Raw genomic sequence first — 16,819 nt, 5'->3', positions numbered from 1 at the left:
CATGTGGTTCAATGGAATCGTCGACGCGATCGACGTCGCGGCACGGATCTACATGCGTCTCTCCGGCAAGCTCCGTCCGAAGCGGATCGGACGGACCTACTTCGGCGCCGAGGTCGATTGCGACATCCAAGACTTCATCCAGCGGCGGATCTACTATTTCGGGATCTTCGAACCGAACCTCAGCCACTACATCGGCCAGCGCGTCGCCCCCGGCGACCACGTCGTCGATGTGGGCGCCAATATCGGCTACGTCACCCTGCTGGCGTCCCGACTCGTCGGCCCTGGGGGCAAGGTGACGGCGATCGAGGCTTCCCCCACGACCTTCGCCAAGCTGCGCGAGAACCTGCGCCTCAACGGGACGGCGAACGTCTCGCCCGTCAACGCCGCCGCCACTGGCGAACGCTGCCTCGTCGAGATCGTCGACGGCTCGGATCGCAACATCGGGTCGGGGACGGTCCGGATCGCCTCCGGCAAGGCGCGGATGACGGTGCCGGGGACCCCCGTCTCCATCCTCATCGAGGGAGACGCATCGGTCTCCCTCATCAAGATCGACATCGAAGGGTCCGAGGGGCCCGTGCTCGACGACATCCTCGCGAACCTCCCGGCATTCCCGGGGCTGAAGACGATCGCGGTCGAGCTGTCGCCCTCCTCGGCCGACCGGCTGAAGCGGTTCGAGGAGGCGGGCTTCACCGTCTACGCGCTTCCCAACAACTACCGCATCGGCGCCACCCTGGTGCGGGCCTATCTCGATCGCTCCGGCGAGGGCGCCTTCGTCGTCAAGCATCCCGTTGCCGAGTACTCCGAAGCCTTTACCGACTACGTCCTCGAACGTGAGACCGCGACCGCCGCCTCGGAAATCATCCGGCCGGACGTCTACATGCGCGTCGTGCCCTCGTCGGCGGCGTGAGAACGTGGACGAGTCCGGGGCCGCGCCGCGGATGATCCGATGACCTTCGAGTGGATCGGCCTCGCGGCCTTCATCCTCGGCTGCGTCGGTCTCGCCGCGGGTCGGGGCTTCTCCCTCGTCCTGTTCCTGGTCTCGACCCTGCTCGGTGCGGCGTCGGCGGCGATCCTGACAGTCATCGGCGGGGCAAACCTCCCGCCCGCGCATCTCCTTCTCGGCTTCCTGTTTCTGCTGGCGCTGTCGTCGCCGTGGCGCGGAGTAATGGCCGAGGCGATCGCCTGGCCGAGACCTGGCTTCTGGCTGTTCGTCACCGTCGCCTACGGCGTCGTGACGGCGGTCTTCATGCCGCGCCTCTTCGCCAATGCCACCTATGTCTACACCTTCGCACGGACCGATTACGGAACCGGGCTCCTGCTGGTCCCCCTCGGGCCGGTGAGCGGGAACATCACGCAGACGATCTACTTCGTCGGCGACCTTCTCGCCTATTGCGTCGTCACCGCGCTCGCCTGCGACGATCGCGGCAAGATCTGGGTCGCCAAGGGCCTGATCGTCTGCGGCTTTGCCAATCTGGCCTTCGCGGGCCTCGACTATCTTACCTTCTTCACCGGCACGGCCGATTACCTCGCCTTCATGCGCAACGCGCCCTACCGGATCCTCGACACCGCGGAGGTGATCGGCATCAAGCGGCTGGTGGGCTCCTTCCCGGAGGCCTCGGCCTTCGCCGGCGCAACCCTGTGCCTTTTCGCGTTCACGCTCACTCTGTGGCTCGAAGGCTACCGCTCGCGCCTGGTCGCCCCCCTGGCGGCCTTGCTGCTGCTGGCGCTCGTCGCCTCGACATCGACCACGGCCTATGCCGGGCTCGCGCTCTATCTCGCCTTCGTCTACGCCGCGAGCGTCCTGCGCCTCGTCTTCGGGACCGTGACGCGGATGAGGGTCGCCTTCCTGATCTACGCGCCCGTCGCCTTCGCCCTACTCGGCTGCATCGTCGCCATCGACGACAGGAGCGCGACGTTCGTCGGCGACGCCTTGCAGCAGCTCGTCTTCCTGAAGGGCGCGACCGCGTCGGCGGCGGAGCGCGCGACCTGGAACGCCCAGGCCCTGACGAACTTCGCCGAGACCTACGGCCTCGGCGTCGGGATCGGCAGCGCACGGGCCTCGAACGTCGCCGTCGCGGTCCTGGCCAATCTCGGCATCATCGGCACGATCACCTACGGGCTGTTCCTCGTGAACACCCTGACGATGCCAGCGCGCGATCCGGCTCCGCACCTCCACGGCATCCGCCAGGCGGCGGCTTCGGCCTGCATCGCCATGATCTTCGCCGGCCTTCTCGCCGGCACCACCATCGATCTCGGCCTCACCTTCTTCATCTGCGCGGCGCTGGCCGCCACCCCCGCCGCGGAGCCCGCTTCGGCGCGGTTGCCGAGCGCGCCCGAGCCTGAGGCAGAGACGCGGCTGACGGCCAGCGAGGTGCCGGCCTGACACGGAAGCTTGCCGGCCATTGACGGGGCCGGGACCGATAGCCTGGGAGACGTCGATGATCCTGATGCACGCAAACCCGACGAAGCGACGTCCGACGAGTGTTGCGCGTCGGCGGCCGAGATCCATCATTGTCGCGCTTCTCGCCATGGGTCTCTTCATCCAGGCCGGTGCGGCCCTCTCGGGAGCGCAGCCGCAGGTGCGGCCTGATCCGTTCGGCAATTCCGCATTCGGTCTTCAACTCACCTCGCCGGGGCCGACCGGCGTCTCGGTCCACAACCAGATCAGCGGGCCGGCGCCCTCCACGGTCTCGATCGCGGATGCCGCCATGAGGGTGCGGTCGGCACCCACGCCGATCGTGGGGATCGCCAAGGGGCTCAGGACCGTGGCCGTGGTCGTCGGCGGGAAGTGGCACGTCGTCGTACCGGATGCCGAAGGGCACTTCTCGGCGACGGTCGACCTCACGAACGCGGAGCGCGGTCCTCTCGTGATCGACGTCCACGGCTGGGACACCCTGCCCGACAACCACAACTACAAGGCCGCGATCAACCTGAGGATTCATGTTTTCGTTGAGCGCCTCGCTCAGCCGGCCGCCGCCGAGGCGCGGCGGGCCGGCCACCCGGCTTCCGGCCGGCGGCTCGTCTGGAGCGACGAATTCGACGGCCTCGCCAAGGAGACCTGGCACCTGGGACCCAAGCCCGATGGCCAGGAATACGGCGCCGCCGCCTTCGCCACGAACAACGATGTCGGATCCTATACCGCCATGGACGGCTTCCTGCGCATCCGCGCGAGCCACCAGCCGAACTTCAAGGACGAGCGGGGCTGGAACCGCAAATGGGTGACCGGCCATCTCTCGACCGGGTTCCCTGACGGCTCGGCCAGGGCCGCATTCCGAAAAGGGTATTTCGAGGCGCGCATGCTGGTGCCGGCTGGGCCTGGATGCTGGTCGTCGTTCTGGCTGCTCGACCAGCACGGTATCCGAACGAGCAACACCAATGGCGCCGTCGAGATCGACGTGATCGAAGCCTACGGCCACTCGAATACCTCCTACGTGGCGACGGAGCACGACTGGCCGCCTCCTTCGGCGGGCAGCAAGGGCTATCGCCGGGCGCAGAAGAACCTCACCGGCCTCCCCGACCTGACCCTCGGTTTCCACGATTACGGCGTCGAGATCACCGATGACGACACGATCTACTATTTCGACGGTAAGGAGGTCTTCCGGGCACCGCTCTACCGCAAGGATACGGTCTCGCCCTTCTTCCTCATGCTGACCCTGGCGATGAGCCACGACTGGCCCATCGTCGTGCCGCCGTCAGGCTATTACGACCTCTGGATCGATCGGGTCCGCGTCTACCGCTGAGGTCGGGACAGTCGTTTGAACGCGATCGCCCTTGGTTCTTGCTTGGCCTCAAGCGCCGGCGGCCGCCTCCGCGGCCTTGGCTTGCACTCCGCTTGACGCCCGAGAAGTGCGCGGGGCCCTCTTCGCGCCCGGTAGACGGCAACGGAGCCTTCGGGCGATCGCTCTGTTCCGGTGACGTCCTCTACTTGCGGGCGACGATGTAGGCGTAGCTCGCAAAGACGCGCCAATCGCGCGCCTCGGCCAGCCGGTCGAAGGCCCTCGCCACTTGGGCCAGAACCGGGATGCGGGGGAAGTACGGGGTTCCGAAGAACGGCACGACGCAGACCTCTCGGAAGCCCAATCCCATGAGGAACGGGCGCAGGCTCTCCTCGCTGGCCCGGCAGGCCTGGTAATAGGCCGGGAATTTCGGGATTTCGGCGGCGTTTCTGCTCCTGTCGAGCATGCTGACGAGACGGCTCGTCAGGACCTCGGGCATGAGCCGGTTCAGGACGAAGGGCGGCGAGTAGAGGGTCGGCACGAAGGCGAGGCCGACGCCGCCAGGGGCAAGCAGGTCCCGCACGTTAGACCAGGCCTTTCGCGCGTCGCGGACATGTTCGAACACCATCCGCGAGAAGACGAGATCGTAGGCTCCCATCTCGATCACGTCGCGGTCGATGTCGCGGGCGACGTCGAAGACGACGCGGTCGTATCCGCTCGGGGCGTATTTCAGCTCCTCGGCGTCGAGGTCGTTGACCGCTAGCCGGAAGCCGTTCCGCTCGGCCTCCTCGAGCCCGAGGAACGGATGGCGGCCGCCGCCGATCTCGAGGACCGAGCGGGCGTTCAACCCATTGACGAGCCGTTCGAGGGTCGGCTTCAGCTCGGACCAGGCGGCGTCCGTCCGGCGCCCGATCTTCGCCGTGTCGACGAGGTCCGCGAGGCCGCCCGAGCCCGGGACGCCTCGTTGCTGGCCGAGCCAGATGGGGCTTGTGCTTCCCGCCACGCGACCGCCTCCAAGATGCAGGGTGAAGCGAGGGGCGCACGGACTTGCCCGAGCCGATCGACAATGGGCGCCTCGACCCTTCGCAAGCGCGAGAGGAGCATCGAGCCTTACGAGACCACAAGTCAGGATATGGCGAAGACTCGTCGGCCCTCGCCTGACCGGTCGCGGCTCAGAGGGCGATCCCTCAATCCACCAGGGCGTAGCCCGCCGAGCGCAGGACGATGGGCGCGAAGGCCTTGAGCAGGACAAGGTCGAGCTTCGACGACATCCGGCACATGATCCCGTGGGCCTCATCGTGCGGCAGAGGCTGGCGATAGGCGCGGCGCTCGGTGAGCGCCGAGTGGATGTCGCAGATCGTGACGAGGCGGACGAGGTCGGGGATCCGGTCGCCGGACAAGCCCGCAGGGTAACCGCTGCCGTCGAGCATCTCGTGGTGATGGCGCACGACGTCCAGCATCGTCCGGTCGAACTCGCCCTGCCCGGCGAGGATGTCGGCGCCGATGTCGGGATGGGTGCGCATGACCGCCATCTCCTCGGCGTCGAGTTTGCCCGGCTTGTTGAGGATGGAGACGGGAATGCGGGCCTTGCCGAGATCGTGCAGCAGCGCGGCCTTGGCCAGGCGCATCTGATCGGCGCGGTTGAAGTTGAGCTCCAGTGCAAAGGCGGCGGCGAAGCCGGCAACGCTCAAGGAGTGCTGGTAGAGTTGGGAATCGTGCTTGGCGATCGTGTCGAGCCAGGCGCGGATACCGCAATCCGAAACCGCCTCGAGGATGACCTCCGTCCCGGAATCGATCTCGGCCGCCTTCACCGGCTGGCCTGTTTCGGCGGCCTCGAAGGCGCCCTGGATCACGAGGCCGGCCTGGCCGGCCAGACCGTTGACGAGGGAGGCGCGGACCGAAGCGCGCGCAGTCTGGACGCGGGCCTGGCGAACGGCGTCGATGAGGTCGAACAGGGCCGCAAGCATGATCGGACGCGTCGCCCCGGCACTCAGAGTCCGGGTCGCGCCGACGAGATGGGGCGCGGTCGCAGCATCGGCGGCGGCCTTGCGCGGCGCATAGAGGCAAGGAACCCGAAAGGCGTGATACCGGCTGAGCCAATCGGCGGCATTCGCCTCGTCGTCGACGTCGACGAGGACGATCAGCGGAATCTCCACCGGCAGGGCGACACGCGGGGTGAGGACGCGGCTACGGATGACGCGCACCAGACCGCGCGCCAGATCCCGGGCGAGATCGGGGCGATCCGAAACGATGAGGACGAAGCTTTCTTGAGCCACCGAGCGATCCGCTTCCGAGAGGCCTACAGGCGACGACGTTCCCATTCTTGGCAACCGTGTCACGAGCGGCACTTTCGGACGGTATGGTAAACCGACAATCCATCAACAATTTCTCTCCACCGAAAGGTCTAGGCCGACCGGACGGAAACATTTTTCACGATTCTGGCAAAATCCACACGCTCCCCAGCAGAGAGCCCTGCCGAGCAGTCACAGTTGAATTTTGAACACACGCGAAAATCTTGGCGTGAGCGGTGCCGTTTTCGCCTCAGCGGCGTTCTGTGACCGTAGGGTGCGGGTGCCCGGCCCAGAGAGGGCGCCGATCACGCACTGCAATGCGAGGACAGCACCATGGTTGATACGGATCGGATCGTCGGGACCGCCAAGGAGTTCGGCGGCAAGGTTCAGGGCTCGGCGGGCGATTTTGCCGGCTCGTCTCGCGACTCGGCTGAAGGCCGCTTCCGCGAGGCCCAGGGCCGTGCGCAGGACGTCTACGGCCAGGCCAAGGACACGCTGCGCGACGTCGCCGACAACGTCACCGACTATGCTGGCGACACCTACGACCGCGTTCAGAACCGTGGCGGCACCTACCTGCGCGACGGCAGCCGGGCCGTCGAGACCCATGTCGGGGAGAACCCCTTCGTCGCTCTGCTCATCGCAGGCGCGGTCGGCTACGGCCTGGCGCTCCTGCTTCACGGCCGCCGCTGAGCTATTCAGCGGGACAGGCTCTCGCCTGTCCTTAGGCCCGGCAGATGTTTCCCGTGAAACATTGCCGGGTTTCGAAGCTTATTGCGCGGTCCAACCGCCATCCATCGGGAGGTTGGCGCCAGTGATCTGGCTCGCCGCATCCGAGCACAGGAACACGGCGAGCGCCGCGACTTGCTCGACGGTGACGAACTGTTTGGTGGGCTGAGCCGCCAGGAGCACGTCGTTCATGACCTGCTCCTTGGTCATGCCCCGCGCCTTCATGGTGTCGGGGATCTGGCTCTCCACCAGGGGCGTCCAGACATAGCCCGGGGAGATGCAGTTCACCGTGATGCCGTGGGTGGCGAGTTCGAGGCCGGCGGCCTTCGTCAGGCCCGCAATGCCGTGCTTGGCGGCAACGTAGGCGGACTTGAAGGGCGAGGCCACGAAGGAATGGGCGGAGGCCGTGTTGATGACACGGCCCCACTTGCGAACCTTCATGCCGGGAATAGCCGCCTGCATGGTGTAGAAGGCCGAGGACAGGTTGAGCGCGATGATCTGCTCCCACTTCGCCGCCGGGAAGTCTTCGATCGGAGAGACGTATTGCACGCCGGCATTGTTCACGAGGACGTCGACGGAGCCGAAGCTGTCCTCGCCAAGCTTGATCAGGCCGGCGATCTCCTCGGGCCTCGTCAGGTCGGCCGGAGAATAGACCGCCTTCACGCGGAACTCGGCTTCGATGCCGGATCTCGCTGACTCGATATCCTCCGCCTTGCCGAAGCCGTTGATGACGACGTTCGCCCCTTCTCTGGCAAAGGCACGGGCCATTGCGAGGCCGATGCCGCTGGTCGAGCCGGTGACGATGGCGGTCTTCTCTTTCAGGATCATGGGAGCCTCCGTGCGGACGGGCGATATCGTCCTGCAGGAGGTGCCCGAAGGGCAGCGCGAAGTCGACCACCATGTGGCGGCCGGATCAGGGCGTGTGGTTGACAGGCGCCTTGCCATCGCCAACACCCCGCCCGTTCGTGATGCGCGCCACCTCGGTGAGACCCTGCAGCCACGGTTGCCTCTCGCAGGCAATCAGGGCGCCCCGGCGAAGAAGAGGAATCCTGAATCGATGACGGTGATGCGCTCCTACCTCGACTTCGAGAAGCCGGTGGCCGAGCTCGAGGCGAAGGTCGAGGAATTGCGGGCGGTGGCGGCCCGCGACGGCGCCGTCTCAATCTCCGAGGAGGTCGGGCGCCTGGAAGCCAAGGCGGCGGCCGCGCTCTCGGATATCTACGCGGCGCTGACGCCCTGGCAGAAGGCTCAGGTGGCGCGCCATCCCCAACGTCCTCATTTCGTCGATTACTGCGCCGGACTGATCGCCGACTTCACTCCGCTCTCGGGCGATCGCACCTTCGGGGAGGACGCCGCGGTGGTCGCCGGATTCGGGCGCTTCCAGGGGCGTTCGGTCTGCGTCATCGGGCAGGAGAAGGGCGCAACCACGGAAGCGCGCCTGCGCCACAATTTCGGGATGGCTCGGCCCGAAGGCTACCGCAAGGCGGTGAGGCTGATGGAGCTCGCCGACCGCTTCGGCCTGCCGGTCCTGGCCTTCATCGATACGGCGGGCGCCTTTCCTGGCATCGAGGCCGAGGAGCGCGGCCAGGCCGAGGCGATCGCCCGCTCGACGCAGGCCTGCCTCGCCCTCGGCGTCCCGAACGTGGCGCTGGTCATCGGTGAGGGCGGCTCGGGCGGCGCCATCGCGTTGGCCACCGCCAACCGCGTCCTGATGATGGAGCATGCCATCTACGGGGTCATCTCCCCCGAAGGCGCGGCCTCGATCCTGTGGCGCGACCAGGGGCGAGCGAGCGACGCGGCCACCGCCATGAAGATCACCGCCCAGGACCTGCTGCGGCTTGGCGTCATCGACCGCATCGTGCCCGAAGCCACGGGCGGCGCCCATCGCGGCAAGGAGCAGGCCCTCGCCGCGGCGGGCGACGCCATCGCCACGGCGCTCTCGGAGTTCGACGGGCTCGGGCCGGACGAGATCCGCGACCGGCGGGCAGCGAAGTTCCTCGAAATCGGGCGCAAGCTGTGAGCGCTGGGCGCGAATGACGACGCGCCTCGGCTCTGCCCTTCGGCGGGTGCTCGGCTGGCAGGACAACCGCGAGCCGGGTTCCCTCAACCACATCTCGCTGGGCAGCCACTGCCACATGGCCGAGCTCCTGAAGAGCACCGGATTGCGGACGTGGTCCGGTCCCTTCGACTGGATCTTCTCCAATCCCGGCATGGTGCTCGATTGCCTGAAGGACGACTTCGCCCTCCTCCTCGACCGGACGGAGCTCGAGAGCACCAAGCTTGAGGAGCGGCCGCGGCCGGACGAATGCCGCGGCCGGCACCGCGGCTATGCCGAGCGCCATCTGATCCCGTTCGTCTTCAACCATCACGATCCGGCGGGAGACGCGGCGGATTACGCTTTCCTCGAACGCGGCGTCGGGCGTCTGCGCCGGGCTTTGTCGATGGCTGGCACAGAGAACCGGTTCTACCTCATGGCCTCGGTGCCAGTTGAGGATGCCATCGTCCAGAGCATATGCGACGTTTTAGCGCGGCACCCGTCGAGGAACCATTTAACCTTCCTGCAGATCGCCGAGAACAGCCAAGCTGCCGCAATCGAGAGCCGCGACCTCGGTCGCCCGGACCTGAACTGGCTGCGCGTCGCGGCGCGATCCGCCTCGGTGGGCCTGCGCTTCTCGGACCCCTCCGACGACGCCCTCATCGCACGCCTCCTGAAGGCCTGAGCGCGGCAATTGCGGCAGGACATCGGCATCGCCGTGGCGATGACCGCGATCCACAGCCGGGCCGTGGGACAGCCCCGGCGTGATTGCGGTAAAGGTCGGGTAAGTTTAACGACGCTATGGGTTTGGGGAGGTTCGAGCGCCAGGGCGACATCCCGCGCACGACGGAAGTACGGGGTTCCCCATGGTGATGCGCCCTTTCGCAACTGCCTGCGTCATCGCACTGGCGATCTCGCTCGGTGCATGCCAGGACGGCGGCCTCGGCGGCGTTGCCTCGACCCGTCACCTCGCTCCCGTGCCCCCCAAGACCCTCGCGCTGATGTCCCAGAAGGGCATGAGCCAGAACGATCCGATCCTCATCCGCGCCTTCAAGAAGGAAGCCGAGATGGAGGTGTGGAAGCGCGACGGAAGCGGCCGCTACGCCTTGCTCAAGACCTTCCCGATCTGCCGCTGGTCGGGCCAGCTCGGGCCGAAGACGAAGCAGGGCGACCGTCAGGCGCCGGAGGGCTTCTACACGGTGACGCCGGGGCAGATGAACCCGAACTCGTCGTATTATCTCTCGTTCGACACCGGGTACCCGAACGCCTACGACAGGGCGCAAGGACGGACCGGCAACTATATCATGGTCCACGGCACCTGCTCGTCCTCCGGCTGCTTTGCCATGACCGACGAGTCGATGGCCGAGATCTACGCTCTCGCCCGCGATTCCTTCGCCGGCGGCCAGCGCGGATTCCAGTTCCAGTCATATCCGTTCCGGATGACGGCGCAGAACGTCGCCAAGTACCGCAACGACCCGCACACCCCATTCTGGAAGAACCTCAAGGAGGGCTCGGACTATTTCGAGGCCCTTGGCGAAGAGCCGCGGGTCGGCGTCTGCGGCTCGCGCTACGTCTTCGGCGGCGCCGACGTGGCGACGGGCTCATGCATGCCGAGGGTCGAGACCCTGGTGGCGGAGAAGCGCGATCGCGACAACCAGGCCGTGGCCGATCTCATCGCCAAGGGTACCCCGGCGACCCGCGTGGTCTACGAGGATGGCGGCCAGAATCCGGTCTTCCGCACCCCGGCCTCGACGACGGCCTTTGCCAGCCTGGTGAAGACGAACGAGCCCGAACTTCCTTACGATCCGAAGGAATTCGCGCAGCGCCGCCTCGGCGAGGTCAGCCGCCCCGAGACGCTCGCCGCGGCCGGGCGTGAGATCGAGGTCGATGCCAAGGGCCGGCCGGTCCTGATGGCTGCCGCCGAGGCACCGATTCCCACCAAGGCCGCCGCGGCGGCCCTCGCCAAATCCCCCGAGAAGGCATCAGCCGACCGCAAGGGCGCCACCCGCACCGCCGCGGCCGCTCCCGTGCCGGAGCCCACCAAGCCGGCGCCCGCGCCGCGCGTGATGGTGGCGGATGCCGACGGCGATCCGAGTGCCTACCAGAAGCTGCTCGGCGGGCTGTTCAGCAATGGCAGCGCCGCTCCGGCGACGCCGGCCACCGACGCGGCGACGATTCCGGAGACCACAGCCGCGGCAAAGCCAGTCAGGACGGCCGCCGTCGAGCCGGCGGTGATCAAGCCGGCGGCAAAGGCCGACGTAAAGCCCAAACAGGCAAAGCCTTCCGCGCCCGCAGCGCCGAAGAACTGATCGGATATTCGCACATCAAGTGAGTTATGCGCCCCTCCTCTCCCCATAAGCGGGGAGAGGAGAAACGCGCACAGCTGCGCCGGTCGACCGCAAACAGAGGAGGCCTACTTTACCCCCTCGGGCTTCGCACCCCCGTCCATCCGCTCGACCTTGGCGCTCTCGCGCAGCTTGAGGATGACGTCCTGCTGGGCCTTGCGGGTGATGTACTGGTCGACCTGATCCTTCATCTCGACGAAGGTCGGGACCGGCTTCACCCGCTTCTCCTCGACCTTGATCACGTGCCAGCCGAACTGGGTCTTGACCGGGTCCGAGATCTGGCCGCCATTCATCTTGAACGCGGCTTCGGCGAAGCGGGCGACCATCCGCTCCTTCGTGAACCAGCCGAGATCGCCGCCCTCGGTCTTCGAGCCGGGATCCTTCGAGACCTCCGCCGCCACCTTGGCGAAATCCTCGCCGCCCTTGATCCGCGCGGCGACCGCCTTGGCGGTGGCCTCGTCCTCGACCAGGATGTGGCGGGCGTGGACCTCCTCCTCGGGCTTCATCGCCTTGACGGTCTGGTCGTAGAGCGCCTTGGCGGCTTCCGGCGTCGCCGCCTTCTTGGCCTCGCGCTCGAGATACTCGTCGAGGAGGAGCTTGTCCTTGAAATAGGCGAGCTTGCGCTGGAAATCCGGAGACTCGCCGACCTTGGCGGCAGCGGCCGCCTGGGCGCCGACCTTGAGATCGACCATGTAGTCCACGAGCAGGTTCTTCTTCTGCTCGTCGTCGACACCGGGCAGCGACAGGGCCGGATCGTCGCCGGCGACCGCGAGGTCGCCCGCCGTGATCGGGGCGCCGTTGACCTTGGCCACCACCGTGTCGGGCGAGGCGCTCGCCGCGGGTGTAGGAGCGGCCGGGGCTGACGGCGTCTGCGCGAGGGTCGCAGCCGGCAGGGACACGCCGAGCGCGAGGGCGCTCGCGAGCCAGAGATGCGAAGGCGTGATCATGGCGGGAGCATCCTTGGAAGCGTCATCGCCGGGCCTTCGGCTTCTGGTGGCCGAACGGCACGGGCGTGGGAGGGCGGCCTCGAGGGCGGCCGCGTTGGACGCCACACAGGTGGCGCGCGCAGGCTCGGATGGCAAGACTGCCCTGGTTCGGGCTCGGGTCGGCCCGGGCAAGAGCGGAGAATGCGCGCGATCGGCGAGACCGGACTTTAAGATCTCCGCAGGAGAATACCGGATACGAAAGGTCGATCGTGGAGATGACGGCGATGCGTGCGGCTTTGATCCTCGCGGCGGTGATTGTGGCGGCAACGGCCAGCTCCGATGCGGAAGCGCGTGGGCGCCGTGGCGCCGCCGCCAGCAGTAGCAGCGGCGGCGGCGGACGAAGCGTCGGTGTCGGGGCGGGCGTCGGTGTCGGCGTCACCGTGCCGGTCAGCCGTGCCCGGGCGAGTGCCGAGAAGGCGTCTCCGCCCGCCAGCGACCCGGCCTTCATCCGCCCGATCCTCCCGGTGCGGGGGCCGGCCCAGGCGACCGCCTCCGAGCCGACCCGTTCGGCCTCCGCGGGCTGCAGCAGCGGCCGCTTGACCGGACAGGGCTCGGGCTTCTGCGAGATCAACTGACCCCGGATTAAGTCCGGAACGGATCGAGCGGCTCCTGCGGCACACCTGCCGGCCAGGGGCCGCTTTCGCATGCCTGGATCCCTTCGGATCACGGTGACATGACCCGGGCGGATCGGCGCGGACCCTTGTCTGATGCGCGCCCCGATATTTACCTCTATAAGCCCGGCCCAACAGACCGTTCTGACTTATTCGATCGACCGTAGGTTCACGATGCTCGGTGCCCTCGCCAAGAAGATTTTCGGCTCGTCCAACGACCGGCGGGTCAAGGGCTATCGTCCGCGCGTCGCCGCGATCAACGCCCTCGAACCCGAGATCGCCGCCCTTTCGGACGAGGCGCTTCGTGCCCGCACCGACATGCTGAAGGCCGAGCTCGCCGGCGGCAAGAGCCTCGACGACATTCTCGTTCCCGCCTTCGCCACCGTGCGCGAAGCGGCCAAGCGTGTGCTCGGCCAGCGCCATTTCGACGTGCAGATGATCGGCGGCATCGTGCTGCACGAGAGCGGCATCGCCGAGATGAAGACCGGCGAAGGCAAGACCCTTGTGGCGACGCTGCCGGTCTACCTCAACGCCCTCTCGGGCAAGGGCGTCCACGTCGTCACCGTCAACGACTATCTCGCCTCCCGCGACGCCGAATGGATGGGCCGGGTCTACCGCTTCCTCGGTCTCACCGTCGGCACCATCGTGCACGGGCTCGACGACGAGCAGCGCCGCGAAGCCTACGCCTCCGACATCACCTACGGCACCAACAACGAGTTCGGCTTCGACTACCTGCGCGACAACATGAAGTACGAGCTCGGCCAGCTCTCGCAGCGGGGCCACAATTTCGCGATCGTGGACGAGGTCGATTCGATCCTCATCGACGAGGCGCGCACGCCGCTCATCATCTCCGGCCCGGTCGATGACCGCTCGGAGCTCTACGTCTCGGTCGACGCCCTGATGCCCCACCTCGAGAAGGAGCATTACGACCTCGACGAGAAGCAGCGCCAGGTCTCGCTCACCGAGAGCGGCAACGAGTTCATCGAGGACCTTTTGCGCGGAGCGGGCCTGCTGAAGGAAGGCGACCTCTACGACGCGCACAACGTCTCCCTCGTCCACCACGTGAACCAAGCTTTGCGCGCCCACACCCTGTTCACGCTCGACAAGGACTACATCGTCAAGAACGACGAGGTCGTCATCATCGACGAGTTCACCGGCCGCATGATGCAGGGCCGGCGCTACTCCGAAGGCCTGCACCAGGCACTCGAGGCCAAGGAGCGGGTGACGATCCAGCCCGAGAACCAGACGCTGGCCTCGATCACCTTCCAGAACTACTTTCGGCTCTACTCGAAGCTCGCCGGCATGACCGGTACCGCCTCGACGGAAGCCGACGAGTTCGCCGAGATCTACAAGCTCGAAGTCGTCGACATCCCGACCAACAAGGAGGTCGAGCGCGTCGACGAGGACGACGAGGTCTACCGGACTGTCGACGAGAAATATGCCGGCATCATCGCCGAGATCGAGAAGGCGCATGCCCGCCACCAGCCGATCCTCGTCGGCACCGGCTCGATCGAGAAGTCGGAGCATCTCGCCGACCTCCTGCGCAAGGCCGGCTTCAAGGCACTGGATTATTCGGACCTGAACGCGCTCACGGACGTCTACAAGGCGGCCCGCGAGGGCAAGGTGACCAAGACCTTCGCGGTCCTCAATGCCCGCTTCCACGAGCAGGAGGCCTACATCGTCGCCGAGGCCGGCGTGCCGGGGGCGATCACGATCGCAACGAACATGGCCGGGCGCGGCACCGACATCAAGCTCGGCGGCAACCTCGAGATGCGCATCGCCAAGGAGCTCGCCGACGTTCCCGAGGGGTCCGATCGCGAGGCAAGGATCGCGGCGATCAAGGCGGAGATCGACGAGTACCGCGCCAAGGTGCTGGCCTCCGGAGAGCCGGCCGACTCGGAGGCCGGTCGCAAGACGGCACTTCCCGGCGGCCTTTACATCATCGGCACCGAGCGCCACGAATCACGCCGCATCGACAACCAGCTGCGCGGTCGCTCAGGCCGCCAGGGCGATCCCGGCCGCTCGAAGTTCTACCTCTCCCTTCAAGACGATCTGATGCGGATCTTCGGGTCCGACCGCATGGACGGGATGCTGACCCGGCTCGGCCTGGAGCAGGGCGAGGCGATCATCCACCCCTGGATCAACAAGGCCATCGAGAAGGCGCAGCAGAAGGTCGAGGCCCGCAACTTCGACATGCGCAAGAACGTGCTCAAATACGACAACGTCATGAACGACCAGCGCAAGGTCGTGTTCGAGCAGCGCCGCGACTTCATGGGCCAGGAGAGCGTTCGCGAGACCGTCGACGAGATGCGCCACGGCGTGGTCGACGACCTCGTCGCGGTCCACGTCCCCGAGAATGCCTATGCGGAGCAGTGGGATATCGAGGGCCTTCGGCTGCGCATCACCGAGGTCCTCAACCTCGACGTGCCGGTGGAGGACTGGGCCAAGGAAGAGGGCATCGCCGACGAGGAGATGCGCGAGCGCCTGCACAAGGCCGCCGACGAGGCCTATGCGGCCCGCGTCGAGAAGAACACGCCCGAGCTCATGACCTATGTCGAGAAGCAGGTCCTGCTGCAGACCCTCGACCACCTCTGGCGCGAGCACCTCGTCACCCTCGACCACCTGCGCCAGGTGATCGGCTGGCGCGGCTTCGCCCAGCGCGATCCGCTCAACGAGTACAAGTCCGAGGCGTTCGAGCTGTTCAACGGCCTCGTCGCGGCTTTGCGCGAGCAGGTGACGAGCCAGCTCTCCCGCATCGAGATCATGTACGAGCAGCCCGAGGAGCAGGGGCAGAACCTCTTCCCCTCCCCCGAGTTGCCGCCGATGTTCGCGCAGCACCTCGATCCCGTGACCGGCGAGAACGAGATGGATTATTCGCGGACGGACGGGTCTTCCGTGCTGCGCGCCGCTCCAGGCGACACCGCGTTGCTGGAACGCAATCCGGACGACGCGGAGAGCTGGGGCCGGGTCGGGCGCAACGAGCCTTGCCCCTGCGGCTCAGGCAAGAAGTACAAGCATTGTCACGGCCGCTTCACGGCCTGAGGCCGCGGAGTTCGTCCGGGGCCTTCCCTGGCGGGGAAAGCGTTTCGGTAAAGGGCCAGAGGAGGCGATCAGCGTCGCCTCCGGTCGACCGGCTCCGTGCGGATGAGGGGAATCCCTGTCCGTTCAGGGGGCCTCACCGCCGGCCAGCGTCCGGATCGCGTTGATGATCGCCGAGGCCCGATAGGGCTTGGTGAAGAACAAGCTGCCCTCGATGATCCGCGGCGGGGTCGTGGTGAACCCCGTCGCGTAGATGACGGGCAGACCGGGCCTCAGGCCGCGAACCGACTCTGCGAGCTGCCAGCCGTCCATCGTTCCGGGCAGGCGGATGTCGGTGAACAGAAGGTCGACGTTCAGCCCCTCCTTCAGGAGCCTTAAGGCGGTTTCGGCGGTGGCGGCGGGCGTGACGTCGAAACCGGCATCCTCCAGGTCTGCGGTGATCACCTCCAGGAGGAGGGTCTCGTCCTCGACCATCAGCACCCGAAGTGCGGCGGCGTCGCTCATGGAATGCCCCTCAGGCGAAGTTCGGCACGGGAAAGGATAGCGCGGGAGATCCGTCGGACGCTTCCGAGCTTGGTCGTGGGTCAGGCAGACTGACAGGCTCGTGCCGCGGCAGGAAGAGGCGCACCGTGGTTCCGACACCGAGATGACTCTCGATCTCGGCATGCCCTTCGGACTGCTTGACGAAACCGAAAACCTGGCTGAGGCCGAGGCCTGTTCCCTGCCCGACCGCTTTCGTCGTGAAGAAAGGCTCGAAGGCGCGCTGTACGACCGCCTCCGGCATGCCGCAGCCGGTATCCTGAACCTCGATCGCGACGTAGTCCGACCTCCTGAGACCCGGAAGTGTGGCTGCCTCCGCGGCGGCGACGTTACGGGTGCGGATGGTGACGGCACCGCCCGACGTGATCGCGTCGCGGGCATTCACGGTCAGATTGAGCAGAACGCCTTCGAGCTGGTTCGAATCGACGTTCACGGTCCAGAGGTCGTCCGCGATGTTGATTTCCGTTGAGAGTTGACCCGGCGGAGCCCGAAGTTTCCATCGAGAAGTGACCCGTGTCTGAACCCACCCC

Annotated in this window: 15 protein-coding genes; 9 read left to right on the top strand and 6 right to left on the bottom strand. The window is 66.8% G+C overall.

Annotation, left to right across the window (positions count from 1 at the left end):
* The first annotated feature begins 1 nt into the window (after window position 1).
* Genes K2Y56_RS10935 through K2Y56_RS10925 form a run of 3 tightly spaced genes read left to right on the top strand, consistent with a single transcriptional unit; the run spans window position 2 to window position 3,740 of the window.
* Window positions 2-907: an FkbM family methyltransferase gene (locus tag K2Y56_RS10935; protein ID WP_292507411.1), complete on the top strand. Its 906-nt coding sequence runs from the start codon at window positions 2-4 to the stop codon at window positions 905-907.
* Between the two features lie 39 nt (window positions 908-946).
* Window positions 947-2,383 carry a hypothetical protein gene (locus tag K2Y56_RS10930; RefSeq protein WP_292507410.1) on the top strand — a complete coding sequence of 479 codons (1,437 nt, stop codon included), beginning with the start codon at window positions 947-949 and terminating at the stop codon, window positions 2,381-2,383.
* A gap of 55 nt (window positions 2,384-2,438) precedes the next feature.
* On the top strand, window positions 2,439-3,740 hold the full coding sequence (locus K2Y56_RS10925) for a glycoside hydrolase family 16 protein (RefSeq protein ID WP_292507409.1): 1,302 nt from the start codon (window positions 2,439-2,441) through the stop codon (window positions 3,738-3,740).
* A gap of 181 nt (window positions 3,741-3,921) precedes the next feature.
* Here the strand turns inward: K2Y56_RS10925 and K2Y56_RS10920 are convergent, their stop codons facing one another.
* Both K2Y56_RS10920 and K2Y56_RS10915 read right to left on the bottom strand, forming a co-directional pair.
* Complete coding sequence (locus tag K2Y56_RS10920; protein WP_292507408.1) at window positions 3,922-4,719, bottom strand: methyltransferase domain-containing protein; 798 nt, start codon at window positions 4,717-4,719, stop codon at window positions 3,922-3,924.
* 184 nt (window positions 4,720-4,903) lie between these two features.
* Window positions 4,904-5,992, bottom strand: a complete 1,089-nt coding sequence (locus K2Y56_RS10915) for an HD domain-containing phosphohydrolase (RefSeq protein WP_292507407.1) — start codon at window positions 5,990-5,992, stop codon at window positions 4,904-4,906.
* Between the two features lie 348 nt (window positions 5,993-6,340).
* On the opposite strand from K2Y56_RS10915, the gene K2Y56_RS10910 reads away from it, so the two are divergent.
* Window positions 6,341-6,697 carry a CsbD family protein gene (locus K2Y56_RS10910; protein ID WP_292507406.1) on the top strand — a complete coding sequence of 119 codons (357 nt, stop codon included), beginning with the start codon at window positions 6,341-6,343 and terminating at the stop codon, window positions 6,695-6,697.
* Window positions 6,698-6,775: 78 nt separating this feature from the next.
* On the opposite strand, the gene K2Y56_RS10905 is transcribed toward K2Y56_RS10910, so the two are convergent.
* Window positions 6,776-7,561 carry a 3-hydroxybutyrate dehydrogenase gene (locus K2Y56_RS10905; RefSeq protein WP_292507405.1) on the bottom strand — a complete coding sequence of 262 codons (786 nt, stop codon included), beginning with the start codon at window positions 7,559-7,561 and terminating at the stop codon, window positions 6,776-6,778.
* A gap of 238 nt (window positions 7,562-7,799) precedes the next feature.
* On the opposite strand from K2Y56_RS10905, the gene K2Y56_RS10900 reads away from it, so the two are divergent.
* The 3 genes from K2Y56_RS10900 (at window position 7,800) to K2Y56_RS10890 (ending at window position 11,077) form a co-directional block, all read left to right on the top strand.
* A complete protein-coding gene (locus K2Y56_RS10900) occupies window positions 7,800-8,753 on the top strand; it encodes an acetyl-CoA carboxylase carboxyltransferase subunit alpha (protein WP_292507434.1) in 954 nt (317 codons plus the stop codon).
* Window positions 8,754-8,766: 13 nt separating this feature from the next.
* The gene (locus K2Y56_RS10895; protein WP_292507404.1) at window positions 8,767-9,453 is read left to right on the top strand and encodes a DUF1796 family putative cysteine peptidase; all 687 of its coding nucleotides are present in this window, start codon (window positions 8,767-8,769) and stop codon (window positions 9,451-9,453) included.
* 181 nt (window positions 9,454-9,634) lie between these two features.
* Window positions 9,635-11,077, top strand: a complete 1,443-nt coding sequence (locus K2Y56_RS10890) for a L,D-transpeptidase family protein (RefSeq protein ID WP_292507403.1) — start codon at window positions 9,635-9,637, stop codon at window positions 11,075-11,077.
* A gap of 104 nt (window positions 11,078-11,181) precedes the next feature.
* On the opposite strand, the gene K2Y56_RS10885 is transcribed toward K2Y56_RS10890, so the two are convergent.
* Entirely contained in the window at window positions 11,182-12,060 is an 879-nt protein-coding gene (locus K2Y56_RS10885) for a peptidylprolyl isomerase (protein WP_292507402.1), read from the bottom strand.
* Window positions 12,061-12,314: 254 nt separating this feature from the next.
* On the opposite strand from K2Y56_RS10885, the gene K2Y56_RS10880 reads away from it, so the two are divergent.
* Both K2Y56_RS10880 and secA read left to right on the top strand, forming a co-directional pair.
* Window positions 12,315-12,674 carry a hypothetical protein gene (locus K2Y56_RS10880; RefSeq protein WP_292507401.1) on the top strand — a complete coding sequence of 120 codons (360 nt, stop codon included), beginning with the start codon at window positions 12,315-12,317 and terminating at the stop codon, window positions 12,672-12,674.
* A gap of 210 nt (window positions 12,675-12,884) precedes the next feature.
* Window positions 12,885-15,752 (top strand): preprotein translocase subunit SecA, encoded by a 2,868-nt coding sequence (gene secA / locus K2Y56_RS10875; RefSeq protein ID WP_292507400.1) that lies wholly within the window; start codon window positions 12,885-12,887, stop codon window positions 15,750-15,752.
* 123 nt (window positions 15,753-15,875) lie between these two features.
* Here the strand turns inward: secA and K2Y56_RS10870 are convergent, their stop codons facing one another.
* Window positions 15,876-16,253: a response regulator gene (locus K2Y56_RS10870; RefSeq protein ID WP_292507399.1), complete on the bottom strand. Its 378-nt coding sequence runs from the start codon at window positions 16,251-16,253 to the stop codon at window positions 15,876-15,878.
* A gap of 10 nt (window positions 16,254-16,263) precedes the next feature.
* Window positions 16,264-16,819: ATP-binding protein (locus K2Y56_RS10865; RefSeq protein ID WP_292507398.1), on the bottom strand; the 556-nt coding region annotated here is incomplete at its 5' end.

Source organism: Methylobacterium sp. (assembly GCF_019745455.1).
GTDB lineage: Bacteria > Pseudomonadota > Alphaproteobacteria > Rhizobiales > Beijerinckiaceae > Methylobacterium.
Note: the sequence above shows the minus strand (reverse complement) of the source record. Positions and strands in the feature narration are given on the sequence as shown.